Below are 24,853 nucleotides of genomic sequence, written 5' to 3'. Positions count from 1 at the left end.
GTGTGCCACGCAGGCTCACCGGCCGGGGCAGCATGTCATGGGCACGCCATGCAGTGGGGTTAACCCCCGGCGAAGACGCCGGACCACCGCAGTGCTCTCCCACCTCCGCGCGGGCGATTCTGTACGCACGCTCCGGACCACGGCACGCACCAGCCGAGGCCGACCGCGTACGACACACCCCATACGCGCAACAGAAGAGAGCCCGCCCCGATGATGCTGCGTTACGCCCTCCGGACAGTCCGCGCCCGAAAGGCCGGCTTTCTCGGCGCCTTCCTCGCCCTGATGTGTGCTGCCGCCCTGATCACCGCCTGCGGCACGCTGCTCGACACCGGCCTGCGCGGCACCATCCCCACCGAGCGCTACGCCGCCACTCCCGTGGTGGTCTCCGGCGACCAGTACGTCCACCAGACCACCGTCAAGCACAAGCACGGCAAGACCAAGGTCAAGCACAAGGCGAAGCCCATCGCCGAGCGCGCCTGGCTCCCCGCCCGCCTGGGCAGCAGAATCACCGACCTCCCCGGTACGGCCCGGGTAGTGCCCGAACTCACCTTCCTCGCCGAGCCGTCGACCCCGGCCGGAACGGGGGGCCGTACCGCCTACGGACACGCCTGGGAATCGGCCGCGCTGACGCCGTACCGGCTGACCGCGGGCAGCCCGCCCACCTCCGACGGGGACCTGGTCGTCGACGACTACCTTGCCGCGCGGGCGCACCTGCGCCCCGGTGACCGTCTCACCGTGCAGTCCACGCAGGCCCCGCGCCGGTACCGGATCACCGGTATCGCCGCCCCGGCCACCGCCGTACGCCACCAGACGTCCCTGTTCTTCTCCGCCGCAGAGGCCCGCCGGCTGGCCGCGCACCCGGGGCAGGTCACCGCGTTCGGTGTGCTGCCGGCCAAGGGCGCCGACCCCGAGCGAGTGCGGCAGGAGGTGGTCCGGGCGCTGCACGGCACCACCGCCCAGGTCGGCACCGGAGACGCCCGCGGACCCGTCGAGTTCCTGGACGCGGCCGCCGCCCGCGTCCGGCTGGTCAGCATGGGGGCTGCCATGGGAGGCACCTCGCTGCTGGTGGCCGTACTCGTGGTCGTCGGCACCTTCGCGCTCACCGTCCAGCAGCGCCACCGCGAACTCGCTCTGCTCCGCGCCATCGCCGCCACGCCCGGACAGATCCGCACGCTGCTCGGCCGGGAGGCACTGATCGTCGGCGCGGCGGCGGGCACGGCCGGCGCACTGCTCGGGCTGCCGCTGGGCGGCTGGCTGTACTCCCGGTTCGTCGCCCTGGGCGCCGTACCCGCCACGCTGGAGCGCACCGTCAGCGCCTTCCCACCGCTCGCCGCCCTCGCCGCCACCCTGTTCGGAGCCTGGGCCGCTGCCCGGATCGCCTCCCGAAGGGTCGCGAGGATCCGCCCCGCCGAGGCCCTCGCCGAGGCCAGGACCGAGCGCGCCCGCCCCGCCTGGGGCCGGATCGCGGCCGGGCTGCTGCTGCTCGCCGGAGGAGGCGTCCTCGTCGCCGTCCTCAGTGTCCTGCGCACCGAGGCCGCCTCGACCCCTGTCACCTTCCTCGCCGTCATCATCCTGTCCACCTCCGTCGCCCTCCTCGGTCCCCTTCTGGTCAGGACGGCCGCGCTGCTCCTCGCCGGACCGCTCCGGCTCACCGGTCACGGCGGCAGGCTCGCCACCGCCAACCTGCGCGCCAACGCCGCCCGCATGGCCTCCGTCGTCACCCCTCTCACCCTGCTCATCGGTATGACCTGCACGGTCCTGTTCGTCCAGTCCACCCTCGGCGACGCCGCCCGCACCCAGGCACGTGACGGTGTCAGGGCGGACTGGGTGGTCGCCGCCCCCGGCCCCGGTGTCCCCGCAGAGGCCGCACAGCGGCTGCGCGCCCAGCACGACACCGTCACCGAAGTGATCCGCACGACCGTCCGCGTCGGCCTCGACAAGTACCCCGCGCAGGGCGTCACCCCGGCCGGGCTGACCCGCACGTGGGACCCGAAGGTCACCGCCGGCTCGCTCGGCCGGCTCGCCCCCGGAACGGTCGCCGTCAGTCAACTGGCTGCCAGTCACAACCACTTGAAGCTCGGGAGCACCCTGAAAGTCACGCTCGGTGACGGCACGCCCGCCACGCTCACCGTCGCCGCCGTCTATGCCCGGGGTCTCGGCTTCGGCGACCTCACCTTCGCGCATGACCTCATCGTCCGCCACGTCGACAACCCGCTCGCCTCCTCGGTCCTCGTCGGCACAGCCCGTACACAGACACAACTCGCGACTACGCTCCGTGAGTTCCCGGGGCTGAGGATTCTTTCGCCGGCCGCCGCCGACAACCTGCAGGCCGAGCAGCAGCAGACGAACGCCGAGGTCAACTACCTGGCCATGGGACTCGTCCTGGCGTTCACCGCCATCGCCGTCGTCAACACCCTCGCCATGTCGGTCGCCGAACGTGTCCGGGAGTTCGCCCTGTTGCGCCTTGCCGGCGCGACCCGCCGTCAGGTGCTGCGCATGCTGCGCACCGAGACGCTGTCCGTGCTGCTCCTCGCCACCTCACTCGGCAGCGGAATCGCTCTCGCCGTGCTCACCGCTTTCAGCCTCGGCATGACCGGCCGCGCGGCCCCCAGCGTCACTCCGCTGCTCTACGTCAGCGTCGTCGCGGTGGCCGGCCTCCTCGCGCTGATGGCCGGTGCCGTCCCGGGGCGTGCGGCGCTGCGGGTGCGGGCGGTGACAGTGGCCACGGCACAGGAATAGCGTCAAGGAAGAGGGAGCAGCGGGGCGCTGCCGACCGTACGTCACCCGTACCGTCGGCAGCGCCCCGTACCGTCATCGCCGTACCGTCATCGCCGTACCGTCATCGCCGTACCGGCTCCACCGGCAGTCCCGCCGCCCGCCACGCCTGGAAGCCGCCCACCAGGTCAGTCGCCCGGTGCAGGCCCAGTTGGTGGAGCGAGGCGGCGGCGAGGCTGGAGGCGTAGCCCTCGTTGCAGATCACCACGACCCGCAGATCGTGCCCGGTGGCCTCCGGGAGGCGGTGGCTGCCCTGGGGATCGAGGCGCCATTCCAGTTCGTTGCGCTCCACGACCAGGGCGCCGGGGATCAGACCGTCGCGCTCGCGCAGGGCCGCGTACCGGATGTCGACCAGCAGGGCCTCACCGCTCTGCGCCGCCTTGTGCGCCTCCGGTGCCTCGATGCGCCGGTAGCCCGCGCGCACCCGCTCGAGCAACGTGTCGATGCCGACCGGCGGTCGACGGGTGGTGGCGCTCATTGCCAGTCCTCCGGGCGCTCGACCTGCTCCAGGCGCAACACCTGGCCGGCGCGACTGTAGCGACGGATCTGTGGCAGGGGCGGGTAATAGGCGTGCACGGAGATCGCGTGTCGGTCGGGCGACTCGTTGAGCACCTCGTGCACATGGTGACGGCCGAACGCGCGGCCCTGACCGGCGGGCAGCCGGCGTTCGCGGTCCACGTCCTCGGTCAGTTCCAGGGTCTTCCAGCCGTCGCTCGGCAGCCGCGCGGCGAGCGAGTTCTCCGTGAGTTCGCCCGCGGCGGTGAGGAAGGCGCCGACCGAGTCGGCGTGGTCGTGCCAGCCGGTGCCGGTGCCGGGCGGCCAGCCGATCAGCCAGGCCTCGCTGCCGCCCGGCCCGTTCAACCGCACCCAGGTGCGGCCTTCGGGGTCGAGCGGAAGGGAGGCGATCAGCTCGGCGTCGGCGGCCGTACGCCGCACGAAGTCGAGGAGGTCCGCCTGGGTGGGCGTCGAGCCCACGGCGGCAGGGGACGCGGAAGGAGCAGGGGACGCGGAAGGAGAGGAGACAGACACGTACACCGTCCTGAGGCCTGGAGAAGGTTCGCCGAACGGGCGCGCGACGGCGCCCGGAGAAGGGGGATGCGAAGTTCAGCAGGACGGACGACACACGCAGCCCGCATAGCGGACGAGGTCCATGTGGACCCTCCGCCACAGGCGTACACAGGTGTCGGTCACGATCCGGAGTACAGCATGCGGCCGCAGCGTGGTCAACTCACTGTCACCATGTGGACCGCGGGGCGACGGGACCCACGGTCAGCGCGCGCCGGAGCCGGCCTGCGCCTCCTCCTTCACCGCGCCGCCCATGGTGGCCTCGGCCGCCGCGTACAGGTCGGCCGGCCGGACTCCGCTCAGCGCGGTGACCAGGTGGCCGTCCGGGCGCACGAGCAGCACGCTGTGCGCCGGCGCACCCGGGTAGCTCTCGGCGACCAGCAACTCGGCCCGGCACGGCAGCGCGGTCACGGCAGCCGCGAGCCGCGGCATCACCCCGGCGGACACCCAGTGCTTGCGGTCCCACACGCCCGTACCCGGCGCGATCAGCACGACGAGCAGGGCACCGCGGCCGAGCCGATCGCGCAGTTGAACGAAGGAACCGTCCTCCGCCGTGACCCGTACGTCGGTGACCGGCGTGCCCGGCGGGGTGTCGACCGCGATCTCGGCCTCCAGATGCCGGGGTGCGAGCGGCGAGTCGGCGTACGCCCCCGGCGCTCCCACCGGGCCGCGCCCCAGATGCCCGTCCGTGAGCAGCGCGTCGTGCCCCCGCGAGGCGCCCGGGACGATCTGCCGCAGGCCGCCACCCCCGCGCAGCACCGGCAGCACCTGGTCGGCGGCGCGCAGCCGGGCCGCGACGACCGCACGGCGCTCCGACTGATAGCTGTCCAGCAGCGCCTCGTGCGAGCCGTGGTGCCAGGCAGGCCCCAGCTTCCAGGCGAGGTTGTCCGCGTCCCTGAGCCCCTCGTCCAGCCCCTGGGTGCCGAGCGCGCCCAGCAGGTGGGCCGCGTCCCCGGCGAGGAAGACCCGGCCGACCCGCCAGCGGCGGGCCAGCCGGTGGTGCACCGTGTGGACACCGGTGTCGAGCAGCTCGTACGCCGGTGCGGAGGCGCCCGTCCACCCCGTGAGGGTCTCGCGGATCCGGGCCAGCAGGGCCTCGGGCGTGACCAGGTCCTTGCCCGGTGGCAGCAGCCAGTCCAGGCGCCACACACCGTCCGGGAGGGGGCGGGCGGTCACCTCTCCGGCCGAGGGCCCGGACTGCCGCCACGGCGGCATCCGATGGAGCAACGCCCGGCCCTGGCCGGGAAGTTCCGCACGCAGCGCGGCCACCGCGTGCCGCTCCACCGCCGTACGGCCCGGGAAGCGGATGTCCTGGAGTTTGCGCACGGTCGAGCGGGGACCGTCGCAGCCGACGAGGTGACTTCCGCGCCACCAAGTGCCCTTGTCGCCACGGGTGTGTGCGATGACACCGGAACGCTCCTGCTCGATCGCGTCCAGGCGGCTGTCCACGACCACCTTCACCAGCGGCTCGTCGGCGATGGCCGTGCGCAGGGCGGTGGTCAGCACGTGCTGGGCGACGTGCAGCGGGGCCGCGGGGCCCGCCTCGTCGAAGGTGACCTCGCTCATCACCTGCTTGCGCCGCAGGGAGCGCCATCCGGCCCAGCGCACGCCCTGCTCACCGAGTGCCGCTCCGGTCAGCCGCTCCAGGAGGGCGGCCGTGTCCTCGCGCAGGACGACCGTGCGTGCCGGGCGGGGTTCGTCCTTGCCCGGCCCCTCGTCCAGGACGACGGACGGCACCTCCTGGCGGGCCAGCCCCAGGGCGAGGGTGAGCCCGACGGGCCCCGCTCCGACGATGATCACCGGGTCCACGGCGTGGCGCCCCCTGCCCGTGACGATGCCCTGACGGAGACAAGTGAACAGGAAGGTGGAGCGGGGTGCACGATCACACAACGTATGCAACCCATTGGCAGAGTTTGCGTCAAGCGACCAGGGGCAGTGGCGATCATGCCACTGCCCCTGGGAGCCGTACAGGTGACTGTCGAGACGTCAGGCGTAGGTTCCGGCGCCGAAGCCGCCGTTCACCGCCGCCGGGTTCATCTCCTCGATGTCCTCCGCTCCGAGCACCGCACCCGTGCTGCGCTTGCTGCGCCGCAGCCGCCGCTCCAGCCAGCTCGCGAAGGACGTCAGGGCGAAGTTGAGCACGATGTAGACGGCAGCGACGACGATGAAGCTGGCGATGACGTTGGCGTAGTTGGCCGCGAGCGTGCCGCGCTCGCTGAGCAGCTCTCCGTACCCGATCATCACACCGCCGAGCGCCGTGTCCTTCACGATGACGACGAGCTGGCTGACGATGGCCGGCAGCATCGCGGTGACCGCCTGCGGGAGCAGGATGGTGCTCATCGTCTGCCCCTTGCGCAGACCGATCGCGTACGCCGCCTCCGTCTGCCCCTTGGGCAGGGAGAGGATGCCCGCCCGGACGATCTCGGCGAGCACCGAGGCGTTGTAGAGCACCAGGCCGGTGACCACCGCGTAGAGGGGCCGGTCGTCGCTGGTGACCTGCGTGTAGCGGTTGTAGAACTCGTTGGCGAACAGCATCAGCAGCAGTACCGGGATGGACCGGAAGAACTCGACCACCACACCCGCCACGATGCGCACCCAACGGTGGTCCGACAGGCGGGCTATACCGAAGACGGCGCCCAGCGGGAGGGCGATGACCATGGCCAGCGCCGCTGCCTTCAGGGTGTTCACGAGGCCGGGCAGGAGGTACGTCGTCCAGGCCTCGGACGTGGTGAACGGCTGCCACAGCGCCCACTTCAGCTGCTGCTTGTCGTCCATGGTCCGCCAGACCCACCAGACCAGCGCGGCCAGCAGGACGACGAAGACGACGGAGAGGAGCGCGTTGCGCCGCTTGGCGCGCGGGCCGGGAGTGTCGTAGAGGACGGAACTCATCGTTTCACCGCCAGTCGGTTGCCGAGCCAGCCCAGGAGCAGTCCGACGGGCAGGGTGAGGATCACGAACCCGAGGGCGAAGACGGCGCCGATGGCCAGCGTCTGGGCCTCGTTCTCGATCATGGTCTTCATCAGGGTCGCGGCCTCGGCGACGCCGATGGCGGCCGCGACGGTGGTGTTCTTCGTCAGGGCGATCAGAACGTTGGCCAGCGGGCCGATGACCGAGCGGAACGCCTGGGGCAGCACGATCAGACGCAGGGTCTGAGTGAAGTTCAGTCCGATCGCGCGGGCGGCCTCGGCCTGGCCCAGCGGCACGGTGTTGATGCCGGAACGGATCGCCTCGCAGACGAACGCGGCCGTGTAGGCGATGAGCCCGAGGACGGCGAGGCGGAAGCCCTGGACCTTGAAGTCGGAAGCGCCCAGCGTCACCCGGAAGATGTCGGCGAGACCGAGCGAGGTGAACAGGATGATGATCGTCAGCGGGATGTTGCGGACGATGTTCACGTAGAACGTGCCGAACCCGCGCATGAGCGGCACCGGGCTGACCCGCATCGCGGCCAGCAGGGTGCCCCAGACCAGGGAGCCGACCGCGGAGAGGGCGGTGAGCTTCACCGTCATCCAGAACGCCCCTAGGACGTCGTAACCTTGAAGAAAGTCGAACACGATCTCCCGCGCTTCCGGGTGTGTGGCGTACGTGGAGGGCAGGGCGCGCCGCCGGGACAGCGGAGGCGGCGCGCCTTCGGACCCTGCGTCACCCGCCGGAATGAGCGCCGGCGGAGTTCCGCGTTACTTGACGATCTGGCCGATCTTCGGCGCGGGCTCGTTCTTGTAGTTCGCCGGGCCGAAGTTCTTCGCCACGGCGGCCTTCCAGGAGCCGTCGCTGACCATCTTCTCCAGCGCCTTGTTGATCTTGTCGAGGGTCGCGGAGTCGCCCTTCTTCACGCCGACGCCGTAGTTCTCGTTGCTCAGCTTCAGGCCGGCGAGCTTGAACTGGCCCTTGTACTTGTCCTGCGCGGCGAAGCCCGCGAGGATCGAGTCGTCGGTGGTCACCGCGTCCACGGCACCGCTCTGGAGGCTCGCGATGCACTCCGAGTAGGTGCTGTACTCCTTCAGGTTGGCCTTCGGAGCGATCGTCTTCTGGATGTTCTGGGCCGAGGTGGAACCGGTCACGGAGCACAGGTTCTTGCCGTTGAGGTCCTTGGCCTGGACGATCTTCGAGCTCTTCTTGAGCAGCAGGTCCTGGTGGGCCAGCAGGTACGGGCCGGCGAAGTCGACCTTGGCCTTGCGCTCGTCGGTGATCGAGTAGGTCGCGGCGATGAACTTCACGTCACCGCGAGCCAGCGCGTTCTCGCGGTCGGCGCTCTTGGTCTCCACGAACTGGATGTCGCTCGCCTTGTAACCGAGCTCCTTGGCGACGTACGTGGCCACGTCCACGTCGAAGCCCGAGTAGGAACCGTCGGGCTGCTTCAGGCCGAGACCGGGCTGGTCGAACTTGATACCGATCTTGATCTTCTTGCCGCCGTCCGAGCCGCTGTCCGACTTGTTGCCGCCACAGGCGGTGGCGCCCACGGTGAGGGCGAGTACGACGGCCGACGCGGCGGTGACCTTGCGGAGCTTCATGCTGAACATCCTTCGAATGGTGAGGAACGAGGTCCGTTGGAAAAGCGACCCTGGGCGTGCGGGAGCCGGGCCCGCACCGTCAGTGGTGCAGGATCTTGGACAGGAAGTCCTTGGCCCGGTCGCTGCGCGGGTTGCTGAAGAACTGGTCGGGCGCAGCCTGTTCGACGATTCGGCCGTCGGCCATGAAGACCACCCGGTTCGCGGCCGAGCGTGCGAAGCCCATCTCGTGGGTGACCACGACCATCGTCATGCCCTCACGGGCGAGCTGCTGCATGACCTCGAGGACCTCGTTGATCATCTCGGGGTCGAGCGCCGAGGTCGGCTCGTCGAAGAGCATGACCTTCGGGCCCATCGCCAGGGCCCGCGCGATGGCGACGCGCTGCTGCTGGCCGCCGGACAGCTGCGCGGGGTACTTGTCGGCCTGCGTGCCCACACCGACCCGGTCCAGCAGCGACCGTGCCTTCTCCTCGGCCTGCTTCTTGTCCGCCTTGCGGACCTTGAGCTGACCGAGCATCACGTTCTCGAGCACGGTCTTGTGCGCGAAGAGGTTGAAGGACTGGAAGACCATGCCGACGTCGGCCCGCAGCCGGGCCAGCTCCTTGCCCTCCTGGGGCAGCGGCTTGCCGTCGATCGTGATGGTGCCTGCGTCGATCGTCTCCAGGCGGTTGATGGTGCGGCACAGCGTCGACTTGCCGGACCCGGAGGGCCCGATGACCACGACGACCTCGCCGCGGGCGATCGTCAGGTCGATGTCCTGGAGCACATGCAACGCGCCGAAGTGCTTGTTGACGCTCTTCAGGACGACCAGTTCGTCGGAAGCGGCCCCGTCTTCCTTGGCCACCGATACTTTGGTCATCGCTCTCGGGCTCCGTCCTCCTCGGTTTCGCAGGACAGTAGTGAGCGGCTGTGACCTGCGTCATCACATCTGAGGGAGATCTGAGCATCACGATCCGATAGCAATCGGACACGTGTCGTAGCACTTGTCCCGCGCGCGCGTATCGGCCGGATAACGGAAGCGCCGGGCAACCGGAAGCCTCTTGACGCCGTCCTTGTCCATCGGCGTCACTTCCATGGTGCACGCGCGCGTGTGCGCTACGAGTCGGATGAGAACCAAGACCGTACGACCGCTGAACCGGAGGGGGCCGGGATGAGACTGCTGCTCGTCGAGGACGACAACCACGTCGCCGCGGCCCTGTCCGCCGTCCTCGCCCGGCACGGCTTCGACGTGACCCACGCGCGCAGCGGCGAGGAGGCCCTGCAGGCGCTCGTCCCCGAGGGCGCCGGTTTCGGCGTCGTACTGCTCGACCTCGGCCTGCCCGACCAGGACGGCTACGAGGTCTGCGGCAAGATCCGCAAGCGCACCAGCACCCCGGTGATCATGGTCACCGCGCGCTCCGACGTCCGCTCCCGCATCCACGGGCTCAACCTGGGCGCCGATGACTACGTGGTCAAGCCGTACGACACCGGAGAGCTCCTCGCCCGTATCCACGCCGTCAGCCGGCGCACCGTCCACGAGGACCCGGCGAGCGGCGGCGACAGCGCCCTGCACCTCGGTTCCGTCCGCATCGAACTGCCCACCCGGCAGGTCAGCGTGGACGGTTCGGTCGTCCAACTGACCCGCAAGGAGTTCGATCTGCTCGCCCTGCTCGCCCAGCGCCCGGGCGTGGTCTTCCGGCGGGAACAGATCATCAGTGAGGTCTGGCGCACCAGTTGGGAGGGCACCGGACGCACCCTGGAGGTGCACGTCGCCTCCCTGCGCGCCAAGCTGCGCATGCCCGCGCTGATCGAGACCGTACGCGGCGTGGGCTACCGGCTCGTCGCCCCGGCCGCCTAGCGGGGACGGGTGCGCGCACGCCTCCTGCCGCTGCTCATCGTCCTGCTGGCGGCCGTCCTGCTCGCCCTGGGCGTCCCGCTCGCCCTCAGTGTGGCCGCCGCCCAGCAGCAGAAGGTCGTCGTCGACCGGATCGACGACACGGCACGCTTCGCGGCGCTCGCCCAGTTCGTCACCGACGGTCCCAGCGGACCCCGGCGCACCAGCACGGACGAGCGCTGGGAGGCGCTGCGCAGCGAACTGCAGAGCTACTACGGCGTCTACGGCATCCGCGCGGGCGTCTTCTACCGCAACGGTTCAGCCATGGCCAACGCACCCGGCGACTGGTTCGTACCGCACAAGGGCGAGGTGCGCGAGGCGTTCGACGAGGCGCTGCTCAGCCGGCGCAGTCACGACCCGCGGCAGGTGTGGCCCTGGCAGCGCAGCCGGCTGGTCGTCGCCTCGCCGGTGATCCGGGACGGGGACGTGGTGGCGGTCGTGGTCACCGACTCGCCCACCGGACAGATGCGCTCACAGATGCTGCGCGGCTGGCTGCTGATAGCGGCCGGCGAGAGCGCGGCGATGCTCCTCGCCGTCGGCGCGGCGCTGCGGCTGACCGGCTGGGTGCTCAGGCCCGTGCGGGTCCTGGACGCCACCACCCACGACATCGCCACCGGCCGATTGAAGTCCCGGGTCGCCGCAGCCGGCGGACCGCCGGAACTCAGACGGCTCGCCCGCTCGTTCAACGAGATGGCGGACAACGTCGAGGACGTGCTGGAGCAGCAGCGCGCCTTCGTCGCCGACGCCTCGCACCAGCTGCGCAACCCGCTCGCGGCGCTCCTGCTGCGCATCGAACTGCTCGCCCTCGAACTCCCCGAGGGAAACGAGGAGATCGCCTCGGTCCGCACCGAGGGCAAGCGCCTCGCGCAGGTCCTGGACGACCTGCTCGACCTGGCGCTGGCCGAGCACGCCGAGGCGGACCTCCGGCTCACCGACATCGGCGCGCTGGCCGGGGAGCGGGTCGCCGCCTGGGCACCGACTGCCGAGGCGCAGGGCGTCCGGCTGACCGGTGACTGCCCGCCGACCACCGCCTGGGCGGACCCGATCACCCTGTCCAGCGCGCTGGACGCGGTCATCGACAACGCCGTGAAGTTCTCCCCCGAGGACGGCACGGTCACGGTGACCGTCGCCTCCGACGGCGACGCCTCGACCGTCGTCGTCACGGACACCGGGCCCGGTCTCACCGACGAGGAACTCGCGCGCGTGGGCGACCGTTTCTGGCGCAGCGGCCGCCATCAGAACATCAAGGGCTCGGGTCTGGGCCTGTCCATCACCCGCGCCCTGCTCGCGGCGGGCGGCGGCTCCATCGCCTACGCCCACCACGAGCCGAAGGGGCTGCGCGTGACGGTCAGCGTGCCCCGACACGCGCAGAGCGATCCCGCGGACTAGGGCTTCACCGACCGGTAGTAGCGCCGGGCGCCCTCCTGCAGGCGGAGCGGGTCGGTGTAGATGGCGGTGCGTACGTCGACCAGTTGGGCGGAGTGGACGTGGGCGCCGATGCCGTCGCGGCTCTTGATCACCGTACGGGTCATCCATTCCGTCAGCCGTGGATCCACGTCCGTGCGGGTCATCAGCACGTTGGACACGGCGATCGTCGGCACCTCGGTGCCCTGCTGTACGGCGGGGTAGGCCGACTCGGGGATGTTGGCGGCCCGGTAGTAGCGCGCCTCCTCGCCCTGGCCGTGCAGCCGGGTGACGACGTCCCCGTCGATCGGTACGAACTTGAAGGCCGCCTTCTTCGCGAGCGCCACCAACCCCTTCGTGGGCAGCCCACCCGACCAGAAGAAGGCGTCGATCCTCCCCTGCTCCAGCTGGTCCGGACCGGTGTCGATGCCGTCCGCGACCGGTGTGATGTCCTTCTTCGGGTCGATGCCGGCGGCCTTCAGCACCCGGTCGGCGATCAGCCGCACCCCGGAGTCGGGCAACCCCGTCGCCACCCGCTTGTGCCGCAGGTCGGCGACGCTGCGGACGTCCGAATCCGTCGGTACGACGAGGTGCACGTAGTCGTCGTAGAGCCGGGCCACACCGCGCAGCCGTCCGGCGCCGGCGCCGTGCGCCAGTTCGTACGCCTCCACCGCGTCGGCCGCCGCGATGGTGAAGTCGGCCTTGCCGGTCGCCACGCGCTGGACGTTCTCCTGCGAGCCGGCGCTGTCGAGCAGCTTCACCTTGAGACCGGGCATGTCCCTGCGCAGCTCGCTGCGCAGCCGCTCGCCGTACTCCTGGTAGACCCCCCGGGGCGAGCCCGTGCTGAAGACGATCGTCCCGCTCGGCGGCCTCTCGCCCAGGGGCAGCAGCCACCACATCAGCAGCCCGAGAGCCACCACACCGACGGACGCGCACTGCAGCGCTCGACGCCTGCTGACACGGGGGAACACCTTGGACATGCGGTGATCCTGCCAGCGCGACGCTGCGCTGAACAGGGCCGGGGTCACTTCGTCGGGGTGCCCGATGGGCGGGGAGCGGGCATGTGAGGGGCAGTGGCAGGGACGCGGGGCGGCGGGGGGTGTCAGTGGTGGCCGTTAGAGTCGCCGTATGAGTTCTTCGCCCGCCGACCTCGTCCGTGAGTTCCACCTCGCCTTCGGCCTCGACGCCCGCAGTACGCCGACGGAGGTGGCACCCCAACTCGCCGCGCACCGCGGGGAGCTGCTCGCCGAGGAGGCCGCGGAGGTCGCCGAGGTCTCGGTCGAGGGCCCGCTGGACCGGCTCGCGCACGAGCTGGCGGACGTGGTCTACGTGGCGTACGGCACCGCCCTGGTCCACGGCGTCGACCTGGACGAGGTGATCGCCGAGATCCACCGCGCCAACATGAGCAAGCTCGGCCCGGACGGACAGGTCGCCCGCCGGGCCGATGGCAAGGTCCTCAAGGGCGAGCACTACCGGGCCCCGGACGTGTCGGCCGTACTGCGCCGACAGGGCTGGACACCGGCGGCGCAGCAGGGTGCCTCGACCGGGCGCGGCTAGGGGTGCGCGCCGGGGTCTGCGTGCCGGGGCTTGGCGGCCCGGGCCTCGGACTGCGCCTTCAATGCGCGCCCGCAGAAGGCCTCTCCACCGGCGCACGCGGGAGGCACCTCCCACTGGGAAACGCCGCCCGCCCGGACGTGACGCACGCGCCCGGGCGGGACCGCGCCTCCCGGCCTACCGGCTCCCTCGTGCTGCCTGCCCCGACAAAGTGCCGCCCGCCAGCTTCCACTCGCGGTGCAGGGCGCCCAGGGGGACGTTCCGCTGGATGATCGGGGTGCCGAAGACGGACAGTTGGATGCGCAGGGTGCCCGAGAGGTCGAGGCCGCCGTACACGGCCCAGTCGGCCTTGGCGTCGGCCCCGCCGCCGTCCGAGGAGACGGAGGCGGAGGCCTCGCCGCGCAGGTACGGGGCCAGGTCGGCGGTGACGCCCACGGTGCCGTAGAGGCCCACCGAGGCCTCGGCACCGAGTGCCGTCTTCACGCTCCCGGCGCTGGTGACGGAGGCGTGTACGGGCGTGCTCGACAGGTCCGAGGAGCTGACCGGAGTCCAGCCCTTGGTCGGGGCGAAGGTGCCGCCCGCGGTGAAGCCGCCCTTGAGGCTCTGTTCGACGTCGACGGTGACCTTCCCGTCGCCGCTGAACTGGACGTAGCAGGTCAGGTCGAGGTTGACGACGACGGGGACGGGGCCGACCTGCAGGACGGGGTCGGCGTGCAGCTTGGCGAACGGGATACGCAGCGGAGTGCCGGTGGCCGCCGCCCGGCCCTTGACCGCCCAGCCGGAAGTCCACTTGCCGGACACACCGAGGTACGCGGAGCCGGGCGCCGCGTCGGTTCCGGTGCCGCCGTAGGCGAAGTCGACCTGTGGGGCGACCTGGACGAAGCCGTCCACGGAGGCAGTGGCCGAGGCCGGGGTGTCCGCCGCCGTCGGCACCTGGGCACGCACGTCGAGCCGCAGGCTGCCGAGCGGCACCTTCGCCCCCTTGGGGCCGATGTGCACGTCACCGGCCTTCGACCAGGACACCTTCACATCGGGCAACAGCTTGTCGACGGCGAAGGACGAGGGGTCGACCGGTACGGCCCCCTTCGCCGTGTCGTCGCCCAACAGCGCGTTGAGGGTGGCCGGTTCCGTCTGCACCTCGGTGCCGTGGTCCGTCTCGCCGAGCACCTTGGTGACCTTGGCGAGCAGTCCGTGCGGCGCCCCCGGCGCGGGGGCGCTGGCGATCACGTCACCCACGGTGGCCTGGTGCGAGGGGCCGGAGGAGGTGGGGGAGGGCGCGGGAGGGGTGGGTGAGTTCGTCCGACCGGGTTGATGAGAAGGCCTGTTGGCGATGACGGCCCGTCGGGTGCGGCCGTCGTACGAACTGACGGTGAGCGTGGTCCGGTGCGCCCGCCGTGCGGAGCCGGTCGGACCTGCCGTGGCGGTCGCGGTCGCGGCGGGAGCGGCGGCGACGGTGAGCGAGTGATGCGTACCGTCGGAGGGAGAGGCCGTGGTCCGCACCTGCTGAGCGGCCGTCGACTGTTCGGCGTGCGGCGCGGGCGAGGAGCAGGCCGCGGCGAGGAAGAGGGTGGTCACGGCGAAGGCGGGCAGCAGGGTACGCCTGTGCCTCGTGCGTCTGCGCAAGGTCGGTCCTGAAGAAGGTGGGGGGTGGCAGAGAGGCACCGACGATCGGGCTACTCACAGGTAGAACCGATCGGTAACTCGGTGATGGGCCATGAGCATGCCACGTGCATGCGCATAGGCCCCTCACATTCCAGCCACAACTCAACGTGACCTGAACCACGCCGAGTTCAAGCCGTGGGTGACGGTGACCGCAATCCTGGTGCTCGGGCGGTGACCGGAATCCGTGTGCTCGTCCTGGTGCTCAAAAGAGGCCGGTGCCGCCGAGACGGCTGAGCAGGCTCGCCAACCCCGTGATGTCCTGTGTGCTCCAGCCCGGCGCCGCGAAGAGTTCCGCCGCGGTCTCCTCCGCCGTCGTCAGCATCTCCCGCAGCAGCTCCCGGCCCGTGCCGGTCAGCGACGCGTAGGCCACGCGCGCGTCCCGGGCGTCCGGTTCGCGGCTCACCAGCCCGATCCGCTCCAGTGGGGCCAGCCCCCGGGTGACCCCCGAGGCAGTCAGTCCCAATGTCTCCGCGAGGTCGACCCGGCGCATCCGCCCGCCGGGAGCCTGGCTCAGCCGCAGCAGCAGGGTGAAGTCGGCGAGGCTGACCCCGTGCAGACCGCTCAGCCTGGCGTCGAATCGCCGTACGAGCGCGGCCTGGGCCCGCATCAACCGCAGAGAAGCGTCCAGGGCCTCGCTCATGGCCGGCCTTCACCCTCCCCCGTCACGTTGATTCCCCTGTCCTGTTCGTTGCCTTCACTGCTTTCATTGTCAACTCCTTGACTACTCAAGTTTATGGCCGAGGTCAGAAGCCGGTCGCGCGTGCTGCCCGCCGCTGCCGCTTGCCCAGCGGTGCCCGGGAGAGGTCCTCGGCGGTGGAGCGGAGGTTCTTGAAGCCGTAGCCCCGCTCGTTCAGCCACGCCCGCGCCGCCTCCTCGGCGTGCTCGGTGGCTTCGAGGATGTCCTCCTCTTCCTCACCGGCGGCGGCGAAGCGGAAGACGAAGGCCGGCCGGGCGGCGATGTCGTAGGTGAGGGTGCCCTCGGTGGTGAAAGCGGCGCGCAGCACGTCGTGCTGGGCGGCGTCGGCCAGCAGCGCGGCCCGCTGCTCGTCGGTGAGGCCGTCGAAGGCGCCTCGGACAGTGATCCGGAAGGTGCGAGTACTCATCTCGCGACCTTAGGCACAGCGGGCGCAGGTCCTCCACCGGGTTTCGGGAGGCCGCCGGCCCCCCGACAGGCCCGTCCCGGGGACCCGGCCCCTGTCGTACCGGGCGTGCGCCCCCCCCGGCAGCCGGGACAGAGGCCTCTCGGGGACCGCCTACCCTTGAGGCATGACCAGCAGCAGCGACCGGAGCCCCGCAGTGGACGTTCACGCACCCAAGAGCTACGAGATCCGCACCTATGGGTGCCAGATGAACGTCCACGATTCCGAGCGCTTGGCGGGGCTGCTCGAGGACGCCGGATACGTGCGGGCCCCCGAGGGCGCGGACGGGGACGCGGACGTGGTCGTGTTCAACACCTGCGCGGTCCGGGAGAACGCCGACAACCGCCTGTACGGCAACCTCGGCCGGCTCGCGCCGAGGAAGGCGTCGCGGCCGGGGATGCAGATCGCGGTCGGCGGCTGCCTGGCGCAGAAGGACCGCGACACCATCGTGAAGAAGGCGCCCTGGGTGGATGTCGTCTTCGGCACGCACAACATCGGCAAGCTGCCGGTCCTGCTGGAACGCGCGCGCGTGCAGGAGGAGGCGCAGGTCGAGATCGCCGAGTCCTTGGAGGCGTTCCCCTCCACCCTGCCGACCCGGCGCGAGAGCGCCTACGCGGCCTGGGTGTCGATCTCCGTCGGCTGCAACAACACCTGCACCTTCTGCATCGTCCCGGCCCTGCGCGGCAAGGAGAAGGATCGCCGGCCCGGCGACATCCTCGCCGAGGTGGAGGCGCTGGTCGCCGAGGGCGTCTCGGAGATCACGCTGCTCGGGCAGAACGTCAACGCCTACGGCTCCGACATCGGCGACCGCGAGGCGTTCAGCAAGCTGCTGCGGGCCTGCGGCGGCATCGAGGGCCTGGAGCGGGTCCGCTTCACCTCCCCGCACCCGCGCGACTTCACCGACGACGTCATCGCCGCCATGGCCGAGACCCCGAACGTCATGCCGCAGCTGCACATGCCGCTGCAGTCCGGCTCGGACACGGTCCTGAAGGCGATGCGCCGCTCGTACCGGCAGGAGCGGTACCTCGGCATCATCGAGAAGGTCCGCGCCGCCATCCCGCACGCGGCGATCACCACCGACATCATCGTGGGCTTCCCGGGCGAGACCGAGGAGGACTTCGAGCAGACCCTGCACGTCGTCCGTGAGGCCCGGTTCGCGCAGGCCTTCACCTTCCAGTACTCCAAGCGCCCCGGCACCCCGGCCGCGACCATGGACGACCAGATCCCCAAGGAGGTCGTCCAGGCGCGTTACGAGCGGCTCGTCGCCCTTCAGGAGGAGATCTCCTGGGAGGAGAACAAGAAGCAGGTCGGCCGCACGCTGGAGCTGATGGTCGCGGAGGGCGAGGGCCGCAAGGACGGTGCCACCCACCGCCTGTCCGGCCGCGCTCACGACAACCGGCTGGTCCACTTCACCAAGCCGGAGCAGGAGGTGCGCCCCGGTGACGTGGTCACCGTCGAGGTGACGTACGCCGCCCCGCACCACCTCCTCGCCGAGGGTTCCGTCCTCGACGTGCGCCGTACGCGCGCGGGTGACGCATGGGAGAAGCGCAACGCCGCCCAGAACGCCAAGCCGGCGGGTGTCATGCTGGGCCTGCCGAAGATCGGCGTACCGGCTCCGCTGCCGGCCGCCACGGGCACCGGCTGCGGCTGCGACTGACCAGCACACGAGGGGCACACCGGGCGCGGGCGCGGCGGTGAGGGACCGCCCGCCGTGCCGGAGGGTCTCGTCGCGCTGCCAGGGACGTCCGGACCGCTCGCCCGAGGTTCGTTCCGGCCGCCGCTGAGTGCCGCGTCCCGTCGCCCGGAGTACCGGTTCCGGAGTGCCGGCCCCTGTCGCCCCGGAGTGCCGTCCCCCGGGGCGACGGCGTTACCCTGCCGATCATGCTTGTCGCCGCCGCAGTCTGCCCTTGCCCCCCACTGCTCGTGCCCGAGGTCGCCGCCGGTGCCGCGCCCGAACTGGACGCCGCGCGCGCGGCCTGCGTGGACGCGCTCGGCGTGCTCGCCGCCGCACGCCCGGACCTGCTGGTGGTCGTCGGACCCGCCGAACAGACCGGGCGCGGGCCGTTCGCGCAGGGGACGCCGGGCGGCTTCCGCGGATTCGGCGTGGACCTGACCGTACGCCTGGGCTCGGCCCTCGACACTGATCATGCCCCTGATCACGCCGCCGGGAGCGAGCTGCCGACCTCGCTGGCCGTCGGCGCCTGGCTGCTGGAGCGCACCGGCTGGGCGGATGCCCCGATCGAGGGACTCGGCGTGGGGGAACCTCTCGCGCCCGAGCGGTGCATCCACAGCGGAAGGGAGATCGCCGCCCGGGCGGGACGGGTGGCCTTGCTGGTGATGGGAGACGCCAGCGCATGCCGCTCGGTCAAGGCGCCGGGGTATCTGGACGAGCGGGCGGCACCCTTCGACGCGGAGGTCGCGCGTGCGCTGGGAGCGGCGGACGTGGCGGCCGTGAAGGCGCTGGACGCCGACCTGGCGGCCGAGCTGAAGGCCGCGGGCCGGGCTCCTTGGCAGGTCCTGGCCGGGGCTGCCGAGGGCGCCGGCCTGAGCGGCGCCCTGCTGTACGAGGACGCGCCGTACGGCGTGGGGTACCTGGTGGCGACCTGGTCGTAGCCGCGCCGTGCACCCGGCGGCGGGGCGGGTGGGCACGTGAAACCACGCACGCCCGGACGGCGTACGCCCGGACGGCGTACGGCAGAACGTGGCCCGGCAGAACGAGGCCCGGCAGAACGGGGCCCGGCGGGACGGCGGATGCCCAGGGCGGCGAAAGCCCGGACGGCGGATACCCAGAACGGTGAAGGCCTGAAACGGCGGACACCCTGAACGACACACGTACGGCCGGACGGACGGCGGACGGCGGACGGCTGAAACGGCGGACGGCCGGGAGCCGTTCCGCTCCGCGGCCGTCCGCCGATCATCCTGCCGAGAGCCTCATGACGTAGGCGGTGGACCCTCCGGCCGTGTCGGGGGCGTCGGGTCGGTGGCCGTCTGCGGACCCTCCTTGTGCGCAAGGCGGTCCATCGCCTCCTTGGCCTTGCCCGTACCCGCATGGATTTTGTCGCTGTACTTGTGCTTGGTCCGATCGTCGACGGCCTTCGCGGCCTTGTCGATGCTGTGCTGGACCTTGTCCCCGTGCTGCCGCGCGAGGTCCGACACCTTGTCCCGGGCCGGGCCGAGCTTGGCCTTCATGTTGTCCAACAGACCCATGGTCCACCTTCCCTCGCCGGACCGTTACCTGCGGGCGCCCTCGCCGGCCTCGCTGTCGGCGGCCTCCCCGGCGGACTGCTGCTTCGGGATCCCGGTGCCCTCAGAGGCCTCGTCCGTACCGGCGTCCGACCGAGCCGTCACGTCCTCGCGCTCGTCCTCGGCCGATGCCTCAGCCTCCGCCGTCCCGGCTCCCTCCGCCGACTCCGCTGCCTCCGCCTCGGCCCCGGTCGGTTCCGTGCCGGCCTGAGCCTCGGTGGCCGACGCCTCCTGAGCCGCCTTCGACCTGCCGAGAAGTCGTGCAAACACGCCCATATCCACTCCATACGGTACTCGTGCGGGCGAATTCCCGCGTCACCCGGTGCGTACGGTTGCGCCGCCGGGGTCACCGCCTCCGGTGGACCAGGGGCGGTATCTCGCCACGGGCAACGACCAGGCGCGCGCACTGTCACGTAACTCGTTCGAGACCCCGCCCGGAGGTTTGCGAGACTGGTGCGGTGAGCAGTGCACTCCCCGCCCCCCGCGTCATCGCCGTCGTCGGACCCACCGCGGCCGGTAAGTCCGATCTGGGTGTCTTCCTGGCCCAGCAACTCGGTGGGGAGGTCGTCAACGCGGACTCCATGCAGCTGTACCGAGGGATGGACATCGGCACCGCCAAGCTGACGCCGGAGGAGCGCGCCGGTGTCCCGCACCACCTGCTGGACATCTGGGACGTGACGGTCACCGCCTCGGTCGCGGAGTACCAGAAGCTGGCCCGCGCCCGGATCGACGCCCTGCTCGCCGCGGGCCGCTGGCCGATTCTGGTCGGCGGTTCCGGCCTCTACGTGCGCGGAGCCGTCGACAACCTGGAGTTCCCCGGCACCGACCCCGAGGTCCGGGCCCGCCTGGAGGAGGAGCTGGCGCTGCGCGGCTCGGGCGCGCTGCACGCGCGCCTGGCCGCCGCCGACCCCGATGCCGCCCGCGCCATCCTGCCCAGCAACGGCCGCCGTATCGTCCGGGCCCTGGAGGTCATCGAGATCACCGGTCAGCCCTTCACCGCGAACCTCCCCGGCCATGACTCCGTCTACGACACCGTCCAGATCGGTGTCGACGTGGCGCGTCCGGAACTGGACGACCGCATCGCGCGGCGCGTCGACCGGATGTGGGAAGCGGGTCTCGTGGACGAGGTGCGCGCGCTGGAGGCGCAGGGCCTGCGCGAAGGGCGTACGGCGTCGCGCGCGCTGGGCTACCAGCAGGTGCTCGCGGCGCTCGCCGGGGAGTGCAGCGAAGCGGAGGCCCGCGCGGAGACCGTACGTGCCACCAAGCGCTTCGCGCGCCGCCAGGATTCGTGGTTCCGGCGCGATCCCCGGGTGCACTGGCTCAGCGGGGCCGCGGCGGACCGCGGGGAACTTCCGGACCAGGCCCTGACGTTGGTCGAGCGACCGGTTACAGCCTGATCACGTGATGGCATCGGGATGCGCCGCCGGTCATCCCGGCCTCCGGGGCCGTGCCATCATCGAGCTTCGATCGACCAAGTGGAGCCTAGTTGGGAGGGCGCGTGGCGATGGAGGCCGGCCCTCGCGACACCGCACGAAGTGCCGAACACGTCACCACCGACAGTGACGACCCGGACCGGGCCGACGACCGCATGACCGCGGACCGGCTGGGCACCGGCGGACTGGGTTCCGACGGACTGGACACGGACCGTCCGACGGAGGACCGCTTGGCCGAGGACCGTCTGACCGACGACGGCCCCGACGAGATCCCGAGCGGCGTGACCGCCGACGGCCCGGCGCCCGAGGAGATGTACCCGGACGGGCTGGAGGTCGAGGTCGAGCTGCGTCCGCAGCGCCGGCTGCGGATCTGGCAGCTCGCGCCGATCGTGGGGCTCTCCGCCGTGGGCTCCCTGATGTTCGCCTTCCCGCTCGCCTTCGACTTCGGCGACAGCGGTGCTGTGATCGCCATGCTCGGCCTGCTGATCTGCTCCTGTGCCGCGGGCTGGGGCATGATGGCCGCCCGCAGGGTCGGTCACACCTGGCCGGGGCTGCCCCCGCGCGGCTCCGGCCGCCGGGTGGACTGGCGGGTGGTGCTCGGGTACGTGCTGCTGGTCGCCGTGGTGGTGGTTCTCGCCGTCTGGCGCGTCGCGAGACTCCGCTGAGGCACCCACCTCCCACCGGCCCCCGGGCGGAGCGCTCCCGTACGATCGAGGAATGAGCACGCGGATCGCCTTCCTCAAGGGGCACGGCACGGAGAACGACTTCGTGATCCTCCCGGACCCCGACAACGCCCTCGAGCTGACCCCGGCCGCCGTCGCCGCGCTGTGCGACCGCCGGGCGGGCATCGGTGGCGACGGGGTGCTGCACGCGGTGCGGTCCGCGAGGCATCCGGAGGCCCGGGAGATGGCCGCCGAGGCCGAGTGGTTCATGGACTACCGCAACGGCGACGGCTCGATCGCCGAGATGTGCGGCAACGGCGTCCGTGTGTTCGCGCGCTACCTCCAGCACGCCGGGCATGTGGCCGAAGGCGACCTCGCGATCGCCACGCGCGCGGGCGTGCGGACCGTCCACATCGCCAAGAACGGAGACATCACCGTCGGCATGGGCCGTGCCCGCCTCCCGGAGGGCGACGTCACGGTGCGGGTCGGCGAGCGCAGCTGGCCAGCGCGCAACGTGAACATGGGCAACCCGCACGCGGTCGCCTTCGTCGACGACCTCGCGCACGCGGGCACCCTGTACGCCGCGCCGCCGGTCAGCCCCGCAGAGGCCTACCCGGACGGGGTCAACGTGGAGTTCGTGATCGACCGCGGCCCCCGCCACGTGGCCATGCGGGTGCACGAGCGTGGTGCCGGCGAGACCCGCTCGTGCGGCACGGGTACGTGCGCGGTGGCCGTGGCCGCCGCCCGCCGCGACGGCGTCGACCCGGCCGTGACGGGCACCCCGGTCACGTACACGGTCGACGTGCTCGGCGGACGCCTGGTCATCACCGAACGGCCCGACGGCGAGATCGAGATGACCGGACCCGCCGTGATCGTCGCCGAGGGCGAGATCGACGGCGCTTGGCTGGAAAACGCCATCGGCTGAGCCGGCGCAGGCGCTCCGGACAACGGCTTCGGGCGTCCGGATCAGCGGTGATGCGTCACTGGGGCCGTTCGAAACCCCGGCCGAGCGCAGCGCGCGTGGCGCAAAGCCTAAACCTCTTTCCCGTCGCTCGAATGGGTGATCCGTTTCACGCTCGGCGAGAGGCGGTCTACCGCACGTGGTGGGCTCGATAGCATCAAGCACCGGCACGGACGGGGGAACGTCGCCATCCCTGAGCCGCTTGCGCCCTGGGGCCCCGTCCGCCGGTCCACGAGCCGGAGGTGCCCATGAGTGCGGAGGCCACGAACCCTGCGACGCCTGGCCCGGTAGCGCCCGCGGCGTCCGCTGCGGCCGCGCTGCCGGTGACGGTCCGCCGGAAGTCCCGCCCCCGGCTCGATCTGCGTCGCCTCGGCCGGGCCGCGCTGCTCGGCCCCGCCGGCCGCGGCAGACTGCCCGACGCCATCAGCCACGTCGTCGAGGCGCACCGCGCACACCACCCCGACGCGGACCTCGACCCGCTGCGCCGCGCCTACGTGCTCGCGGAGTCCTCGCACCGCGGCCAGATGCGCAAGAGCGGCGAGCCGTACATCACGCACCCGCTCGCGGTGACCCTGATCCTCGCCGAACTGGGCGCCGAGACCACCACGTTGACGGCCTCCCTGCTGCACGACACGGTCGAGGACACCGATGTGACGCTGGAGCAGGTGCGGGAACAGTTCGGGGAGGAGGTTCGTTATCTGGTCGACGGCGTCACGAAACTGGAGAAGGTCGACTACGGAGCCGCCGCCGAACCGGAGACCTTCCGCAAGATGCTCGTCGCCACCGGCAGCGACGTGCGCGTGATGTCGATCAAACTCGCCGACCGTCTGCACAACATGCGGACCCTCGGCGTGATGCGCCCGGAGAAACAGGCGCGGATCGCCAAGGTCACCCGCGATGTCCTCATCCCGCTCGCCGAGCGTCTAGGCGTGCAGGCCCTGAAGACCGAACTGGAAGACCTGGTCTTCGCCATCCTCCACCCCGAGGAGTACGACCACACCAGGGAACTCATCGCCGCGAACGCCGCCCGCCCCGACGATCCGCTCGCCGAGGTGGCCGACGAGGTGCGCGGGGTGCTGCGCGAGGCCGGCATCCAGGCCGAAGTCCTCATCCGTCCCCGGCACTTCGTCTCCGTCCACCGCGTGGCCCGCAAACGCGGACAGCTGCGCGGCACCGACTTCGGCCGCCTGCTGGTGCTGGTGGGAGAGGACGCGGACTGTTACGGCGTGCTCGGCGAACTGCACACCTGTATGACGCCGGTCGTCTCGGAGTTCAAGGACTTCATCGCCGTACCGAAGTTCAACCTCTACCAGTCGCTGCACACCGCCGTCGCCCGGGCCGACGGCCAGGTCGTCGAGGTCCTCATCCGCACCCACCAGATGCACAAGGTCGCCGAGGCCGGCGTCGTCGCGCTGGGCAACCCGTACGCCCCCGCGTCCGACACCCCAGCCTGCGACGACCCCGCCGACGGAGAGCGCGCCGACCCCACCCGCCCCGGCTGGCTCTCCCGTCTCCTCGACTGGCAGGAGGCCGCGCCGGACCCCGACACCTTCTGGTCCACCCTCCGCGAGGACCTCGCCCAGGACCGCGAGATCACCGTCTTCCGCCCCGACGGCGGCACCCTGGGCCTGCCCGAGGGCGCCACCTGTGTGGACGCGGCCTACGCCCAGTACGGGGAGGACGCGCACGCCTGCATCGGCGCCCGGGTCAACGGCCGCCTGGCCACCCTCAGCACCGTCCTGAAGGACGGTGACACCGTGCAGCTCCTCATGGGCCAGGACCCCGCATCCGAGCCCTCCCGGGAATGGCTGGAGCACGCCCACACCCCGGCCGCCCGCATCGCCATCCAGCGCTGGCTGGCGACCCACCCCGGCGGCGGCACCGACACCGACGAGGCGAGCGACCCCCGCCGCGAACCCGCCGGGGGCAGCGGCCCCCGCCCCGCCCCCGCCGCAGGCACGGCGCCCGCGCGTGCCGCGGTGAGCGGGACCGGCGAGAGCGATGCTTCCGGCCGCCCCGCGGCCCCCGCCTCCCGGCCCCGGGGCGCCGAGGTGATCGTGGACCGGTCCGGGGCCGCCGTACGGCTCGCCGGGTGCTGCACGCCCGTGCCACCGGACGAGATCACGGGCTTCGCGGTCCGCGGGGGAGTGGTGACCGTGCACCGGGCGGAGTGCGCCGCGGTGGCGCACATGAAGAGCCGGGGGCGCGCGGAGGTCGGCGTGCGCTGGGGCGAGACCACCGGGTGCCGGGTCACACTGGTCGCTGAATCGTTCGGCCGCCCGCATCTGCTGGCCGACCTCACCGAGGCGATCGCCTCAGCAGGAGGCGACATCGTCTCCGCCACCGTCGAGCCGCCCAGCCAGCAGCGGGTCCGGCACACCTACACCCTTCAGCTCCCCGACGCGGCCCACCTGCCCGCCCTGATGCGCGCCATGCGGGACGTGCCCGGCGTGTACGACGTGAGCCGGGCCCAGCACCAGGCACCGGCCTCCTGAAGACGGCCTCCTCGGGCCAACCCGTTCGAGTGGGCCGGGCGCGCGTCGCCGCCGTAGCGCGGGTGCGCACTGGTAGCGGTGG

At 71.6% G+C, this 24,853-nt stretch carries 24 protein-coding genes; 10 read left to right on the top strand and 14 right to left on the bottom strand.

Translation table 11 applies throughout. The features are described from left to right. The first annotated feature begins 210 nt into the window (after positions 1 to 210). A complete protein-coding gene (locus tag ACIHEJ_RS27775; RefSeq protein WP_400139477.1) occupies positions 211 to 2,739 on the top strand; it encodes an ABC transporter permease in 2,529 nt (842 codons plus the stop codon). 100 nt (positions 2,740 to 2,839) lie between these two features. Here the strand turns inward: ACIHEJ_RS27775 and ACIHEJ_RS27770 are convergent, their stop codons facing one another. The 8 genes from ACIHEJ_RS27770 to ACIHEJ_RS27735 form a co-directional block, all read right to left on the bottom strand. Beyond that, positions 2,840 to 3,253, bottom strand: a complete 414-nt coding sequence (locus ACIHEJ_RS27770; RefSeq protein ID WP_400139476.1) for a rhodanese-like domain-containing protein — start codon at positions 3,251 to 3,253, stop codon at positions 2,840 to 2,842. After that, a complete protein-coding gene (locus ACIHEJ_RS27765; RefSeq protein WP_400139474.1) occupies positions 3,250 to 3,804 on the bottom strand; it encodes a cysteine dioxygenase in 555 nt (184 codons plus the stop codon). Before ACIHEJ_RS27765 ends, ACIHEJ_RS27770 begins: the two co-directional genes overlap by 4 nt. 75 nt (positions 3,805 to 3,879) lie before the next feature. Next, on the bottom strand, positions 3,880 to 3,966 hold the full coding sequence (locus ACIHEJ_RS27760; protein ID WP_313960178.1) for a putative leader peptide: 87 nt from the start codon (positions 3,964 to 3,966) through the stop codon (positions 3,880 to 3,882). Between the two features lie 78 nt (positions 3,967 to 4,044). Then, the gene (locus ACIHEJ_RS27755) at positions 4,045 to 5,649 is read right to left on the bottom strand and encodes an FAD-dependent monooxygenase (RefSeq protein ID WP_400139472.1); all 1,605 of its coding nucleotides are present in this window, start codon (positions 5,647 to 5,649) and stop codon (positions 4,045 to 4,047) included. A 177-nt stretch (positions 5,650 to 5,826) separates the two neighbouring features. Then, entirely contained in the window at positions 5,827 to 6,729 is a 903-nt protein-coding gene (locus ACIHEJ_RS27750) for an amino acid ABC transporter permease (RefSeq protein WP_400139470.1), read from the bottom strand. Continuing rightward, positions 6,726 to 7,391 (bottom strand): amino acid ABC transporter permease, encoded by a 666-nt coding sequence (locus tag ACIHEJ_RS27745; protein ID WP_400139468.1) that lies wholly within the window; start codon positions 7,389 to 7,391, stop codon positions 6,726 to 6,728. Before ACIHEJ_RS27745 ends, ACIHEJ_RS27750 begins: the two co-directional genes overlap by 4 nt. Positions 7,392 to 7,514: 123 nt before the next feature. After that, positions 7,515 to 8,348 carry a glutamate ABC transporter substrate-binding protein gene (locus tag ACIHEJ_RS27740; RefSeq protein WP_400139466.1) on the bottom strand — a complete coding sequence of 278 codons (834 nt, stop codon included), beginning with the start codon at positions 8,346 to 8,348 and terminating at the stop codon, positions 7,515 to 7,517. 79 nt (positions 8,349 to 8,427) lie between these two features. Further along, positions 8,428 to 9,204: an amino acid ABC transporter ATP-binding protein gene (locus ACIHEJ_RS27735; protein WP_400139464.1), complete on the bottom strand. Its 777-nt coding sequence runs from the start codon at positions 9,202 to 9,204 to the stop codon at positions 8,428 to 8,430. A gap of 291 nt (positions 9,205 to 9,495) precedes the next feature. Here ACIHEJ_RS27735 and ACIHEJ_RS27730 point away from each other — a divergent pair, with 291 nt between their 5' ends. Both ACIHEJ_RS27730 and ACIHEJ_RS27725 read left to right on the top strand, forming a co-directional pair. Continuing rightward, positions 9,496 to 10,182, top strand: coding sequence for a response regulator transcription factor (locus ACIHEJ_RS27730; protein WP_400139462.1), 687 nt, complete (start codon positions 9,496 to 9,498; stop codon positions 10,180 to 10,182). Between the two features lie 9 nt (positions 10,183 to 10,191). Continuing rightward, entirely contained in the window at positions 10,192 to 11,607 is a 1,416-nt protein-coding gene (locus ACIHEJ_RS27725) for a sensor histidine kinase (RefSeq protein WP_400139460.1), read from the top strand. Here ACIHEJ_RS27725 and ACIHEJ_RS27720 read toward each other — a convergent pair. Beyond that, complete coding sequence (locus ACIHEJ_RS27720; RefSeq protein WP_400139458.1) at positions 11,604 to 12,602, bottom strand: TAXI family TRAP transporter solute-binding subunit; 999 nt, start codon at positions 12,600 to 12,602, stop codon at positions 11,604 to 11,606. The two genes, ACIHEJ_RS27725 and ACIHEJ_RS27720, sit on opposite strands and share 4 nt — an antisense overlap. Positions 12,603 to 12,750: 148 nt before the next feature. Here ACIHEJ_RS27720 and ACIHEJ_RS27715 point away from each other — a divergent pair, with 148 nt between their 5' ends. Continuing rightward, entirely contained in the window at positions 12,751 to 13,179 is a 429-nt protein-coding gene (locus tag ACIHEJ_RS27715; RefSeq protein ID WP_400139456.1) for a MazG nucleotide pyrophosphohydrolase domain-containing protein, read from the top strand. A 174-nt stretch (positions 13,180 to 13,353) separates the two neighbouring features. On the opposite strand, the gene ACIHEJ_RS27710 is transcribed toward ACIHEJ_RS27715, so the two are convergent. The 3 genes from ACIHEJ_RS27710 to ACIHEJ_RS27700 form a co-directional block, all read right to left on the bottom strand. Next, the gene (locus tag ACIHEJ_RS27710) at positions 13,354 to 14,799 is read right to left on the bottom strand and encodes a hypothetical protein (protein WP_400139454.1); all 1,446 of its coding nucleotides are present in this window, start codon (positions 14,797 to 14,799) and stop codon (positions 13,354 to 13,356) included. A 241-nt stretch (positions 14,800 to 15,040) separates the two neighbouring features. Then, positions 15,041 to 15,478 (bottom strand): MarR family winged helix-turn-helix transcriptional regulator, encoded by a 438-nt coding sequence (locus ACIHEJ_RS27705; RefSeq protein WP_400139452.1) that lies wholly within the window; start codon positions 15,476 to 15,478, stop codon positions 15,041 to 15,043. Between the two features lie 103 nt (positions 15,479 to 15,581). Next, positions 15,582 to 15,941, bottom strand: coding sequence for a DUF6204 family protein (locus ACIHEJ_RS27700; protein WP_400139450.1), 360 nt, complete (start codon positions 15,939 to 15,941; stop codon positions 15,582 to 15,584). A gap of 163 nt (positions 15,942 to 16,104) precedes the next feature. Here ACIHEJ_RS27700 and miaB point away from each other — a divergent pair, with 163 nt between their 5' ends. Further along, positions 16,105 to 17,634, top strand: a complete 1,530-nt coding sequence (gene miaB / locus ACIHEJ_RS27695) for a tRNA (N6-isopentenyl adenosine(37)-C2)-methylthiotransferase MiaB (RefSeq protein ID WP_400139448.1) — start codon at positions 16,105 to 16,107, stop codon at positions 17,632 to 17,634. 224 nt (positions 17,635 to 17,858) lie between these two features. After that, complete coding sequence (locus ACIHEJ_RS27690; protein WP_400139446.1) at positions 17,859 to 18,590, top strand: class III extradiol dioxygenase subunit B-like domain-containing protein; 732 nt, start codon at positions 17,859 to 17,861, stop codon at positions 18,588 to 18,590. Between the two features lie 318 nt (positions 18,591 to 18,908). Here the strand turns inward: ACIHEJ_RS27690 and ACIHEJ_RS27685 are convergent, their stop codons facing one another. Continuing rightward, positions 18,909 to 19,184: an antitoxin gene (locus ACIHEJ_RS27685; RefSeq protein ID WP_400139444.1), complete on the bottom strand. Its 276-nt coding sequence runs from the start codon at positions 19,182 to 19,184 to the stop codon at positions 18,909 to 18,911. A 24-nt stretch (positions 19,185 to 19,208) separates the two neighbouring features. After that, positions 19,209 to 19,496 (bottom strand): hypothetical protein, encoded by a 288-nt coding sequence (locus tag ACIHEJ_RS27680; protein ID WP_400139442.1) that lies wholly within the window; start codon positions 19,494 to 19,496, stop codon positions 19,209 to 19,211. Positions 19,497 to 19,678: 182 nt separating this feature from the next. Between ACIHEJ_RS27680 and miaA the strand changes: the two genes are divergently transcribed. From miaA to ACIHEJ_RS27660, 4 genes are all read left to right on the top strand, one after another. Further along, positions 19,679 to 20,617 (top strand): tRNA (adenosine(37)-N6)-dimethylallyltransferase MiaA, encoded by a 939-nt coding sequence (miaA, locus tag ACIHEJ_RS27675; RefSeq protein WP_400139440.1) that lies wholly within the window; start codon positions 19,679 to 19,681, stop codon positions 20,615 to 20,617. Positions 20,618 to 20,724: 107 nt separating this feature from the next. Then, entirely contained in the window at positions 20,725 to 21,318 is a 594-nt protein-coding gene (locus ACIHEJ_RS27670; RefSeq protein ID WP_400139526.1) for a hypothetical protein, read from the top strand. A 52-nt stretch (positions 21,319 to 21,370) separates the two neighbouring features. Then, complete coding sequence (dapF, locus tag ACIHEJ_RS27665; protein WP_400139438.1) at positions 21,371 to 22,240, top strand: diaminopimelate epimerase; 870 nt, start codon at positions 21,371 to 21,373, stop codon at positions 22,238 to 22,240. Between the two features lie 284 nt (positions 22,241 to 22,524). Beyond that, complete coding sequence (locus ACIHEJ_RS27660) at positions 22,525 to 24,771, top strand: RelA/SpoT family protein (RefSeq protein ID WP_400139436.1); 2,247 nt, start codon at positions 22,525 to 22,527, stop codon at positions 24,769 to 24,771. The last annotated feature ends 82 nt before the right edge of the window (positions 24,772 to 24,853 follow it).

It is taken from the genome of Streptomyces sp. NPDC052301 (genome assembly GCF_044593395.1).
In the GTDB taxonomy this organism is placed as follows: domain Bacteria; phylum Actinomycetota; class Actinomycetes; order Streptomycetales; family Streptomycetaceae; genus Streptomyces.
This window is presented reverse-complemented; position numbering and strand designations above follow the sequence as displayed.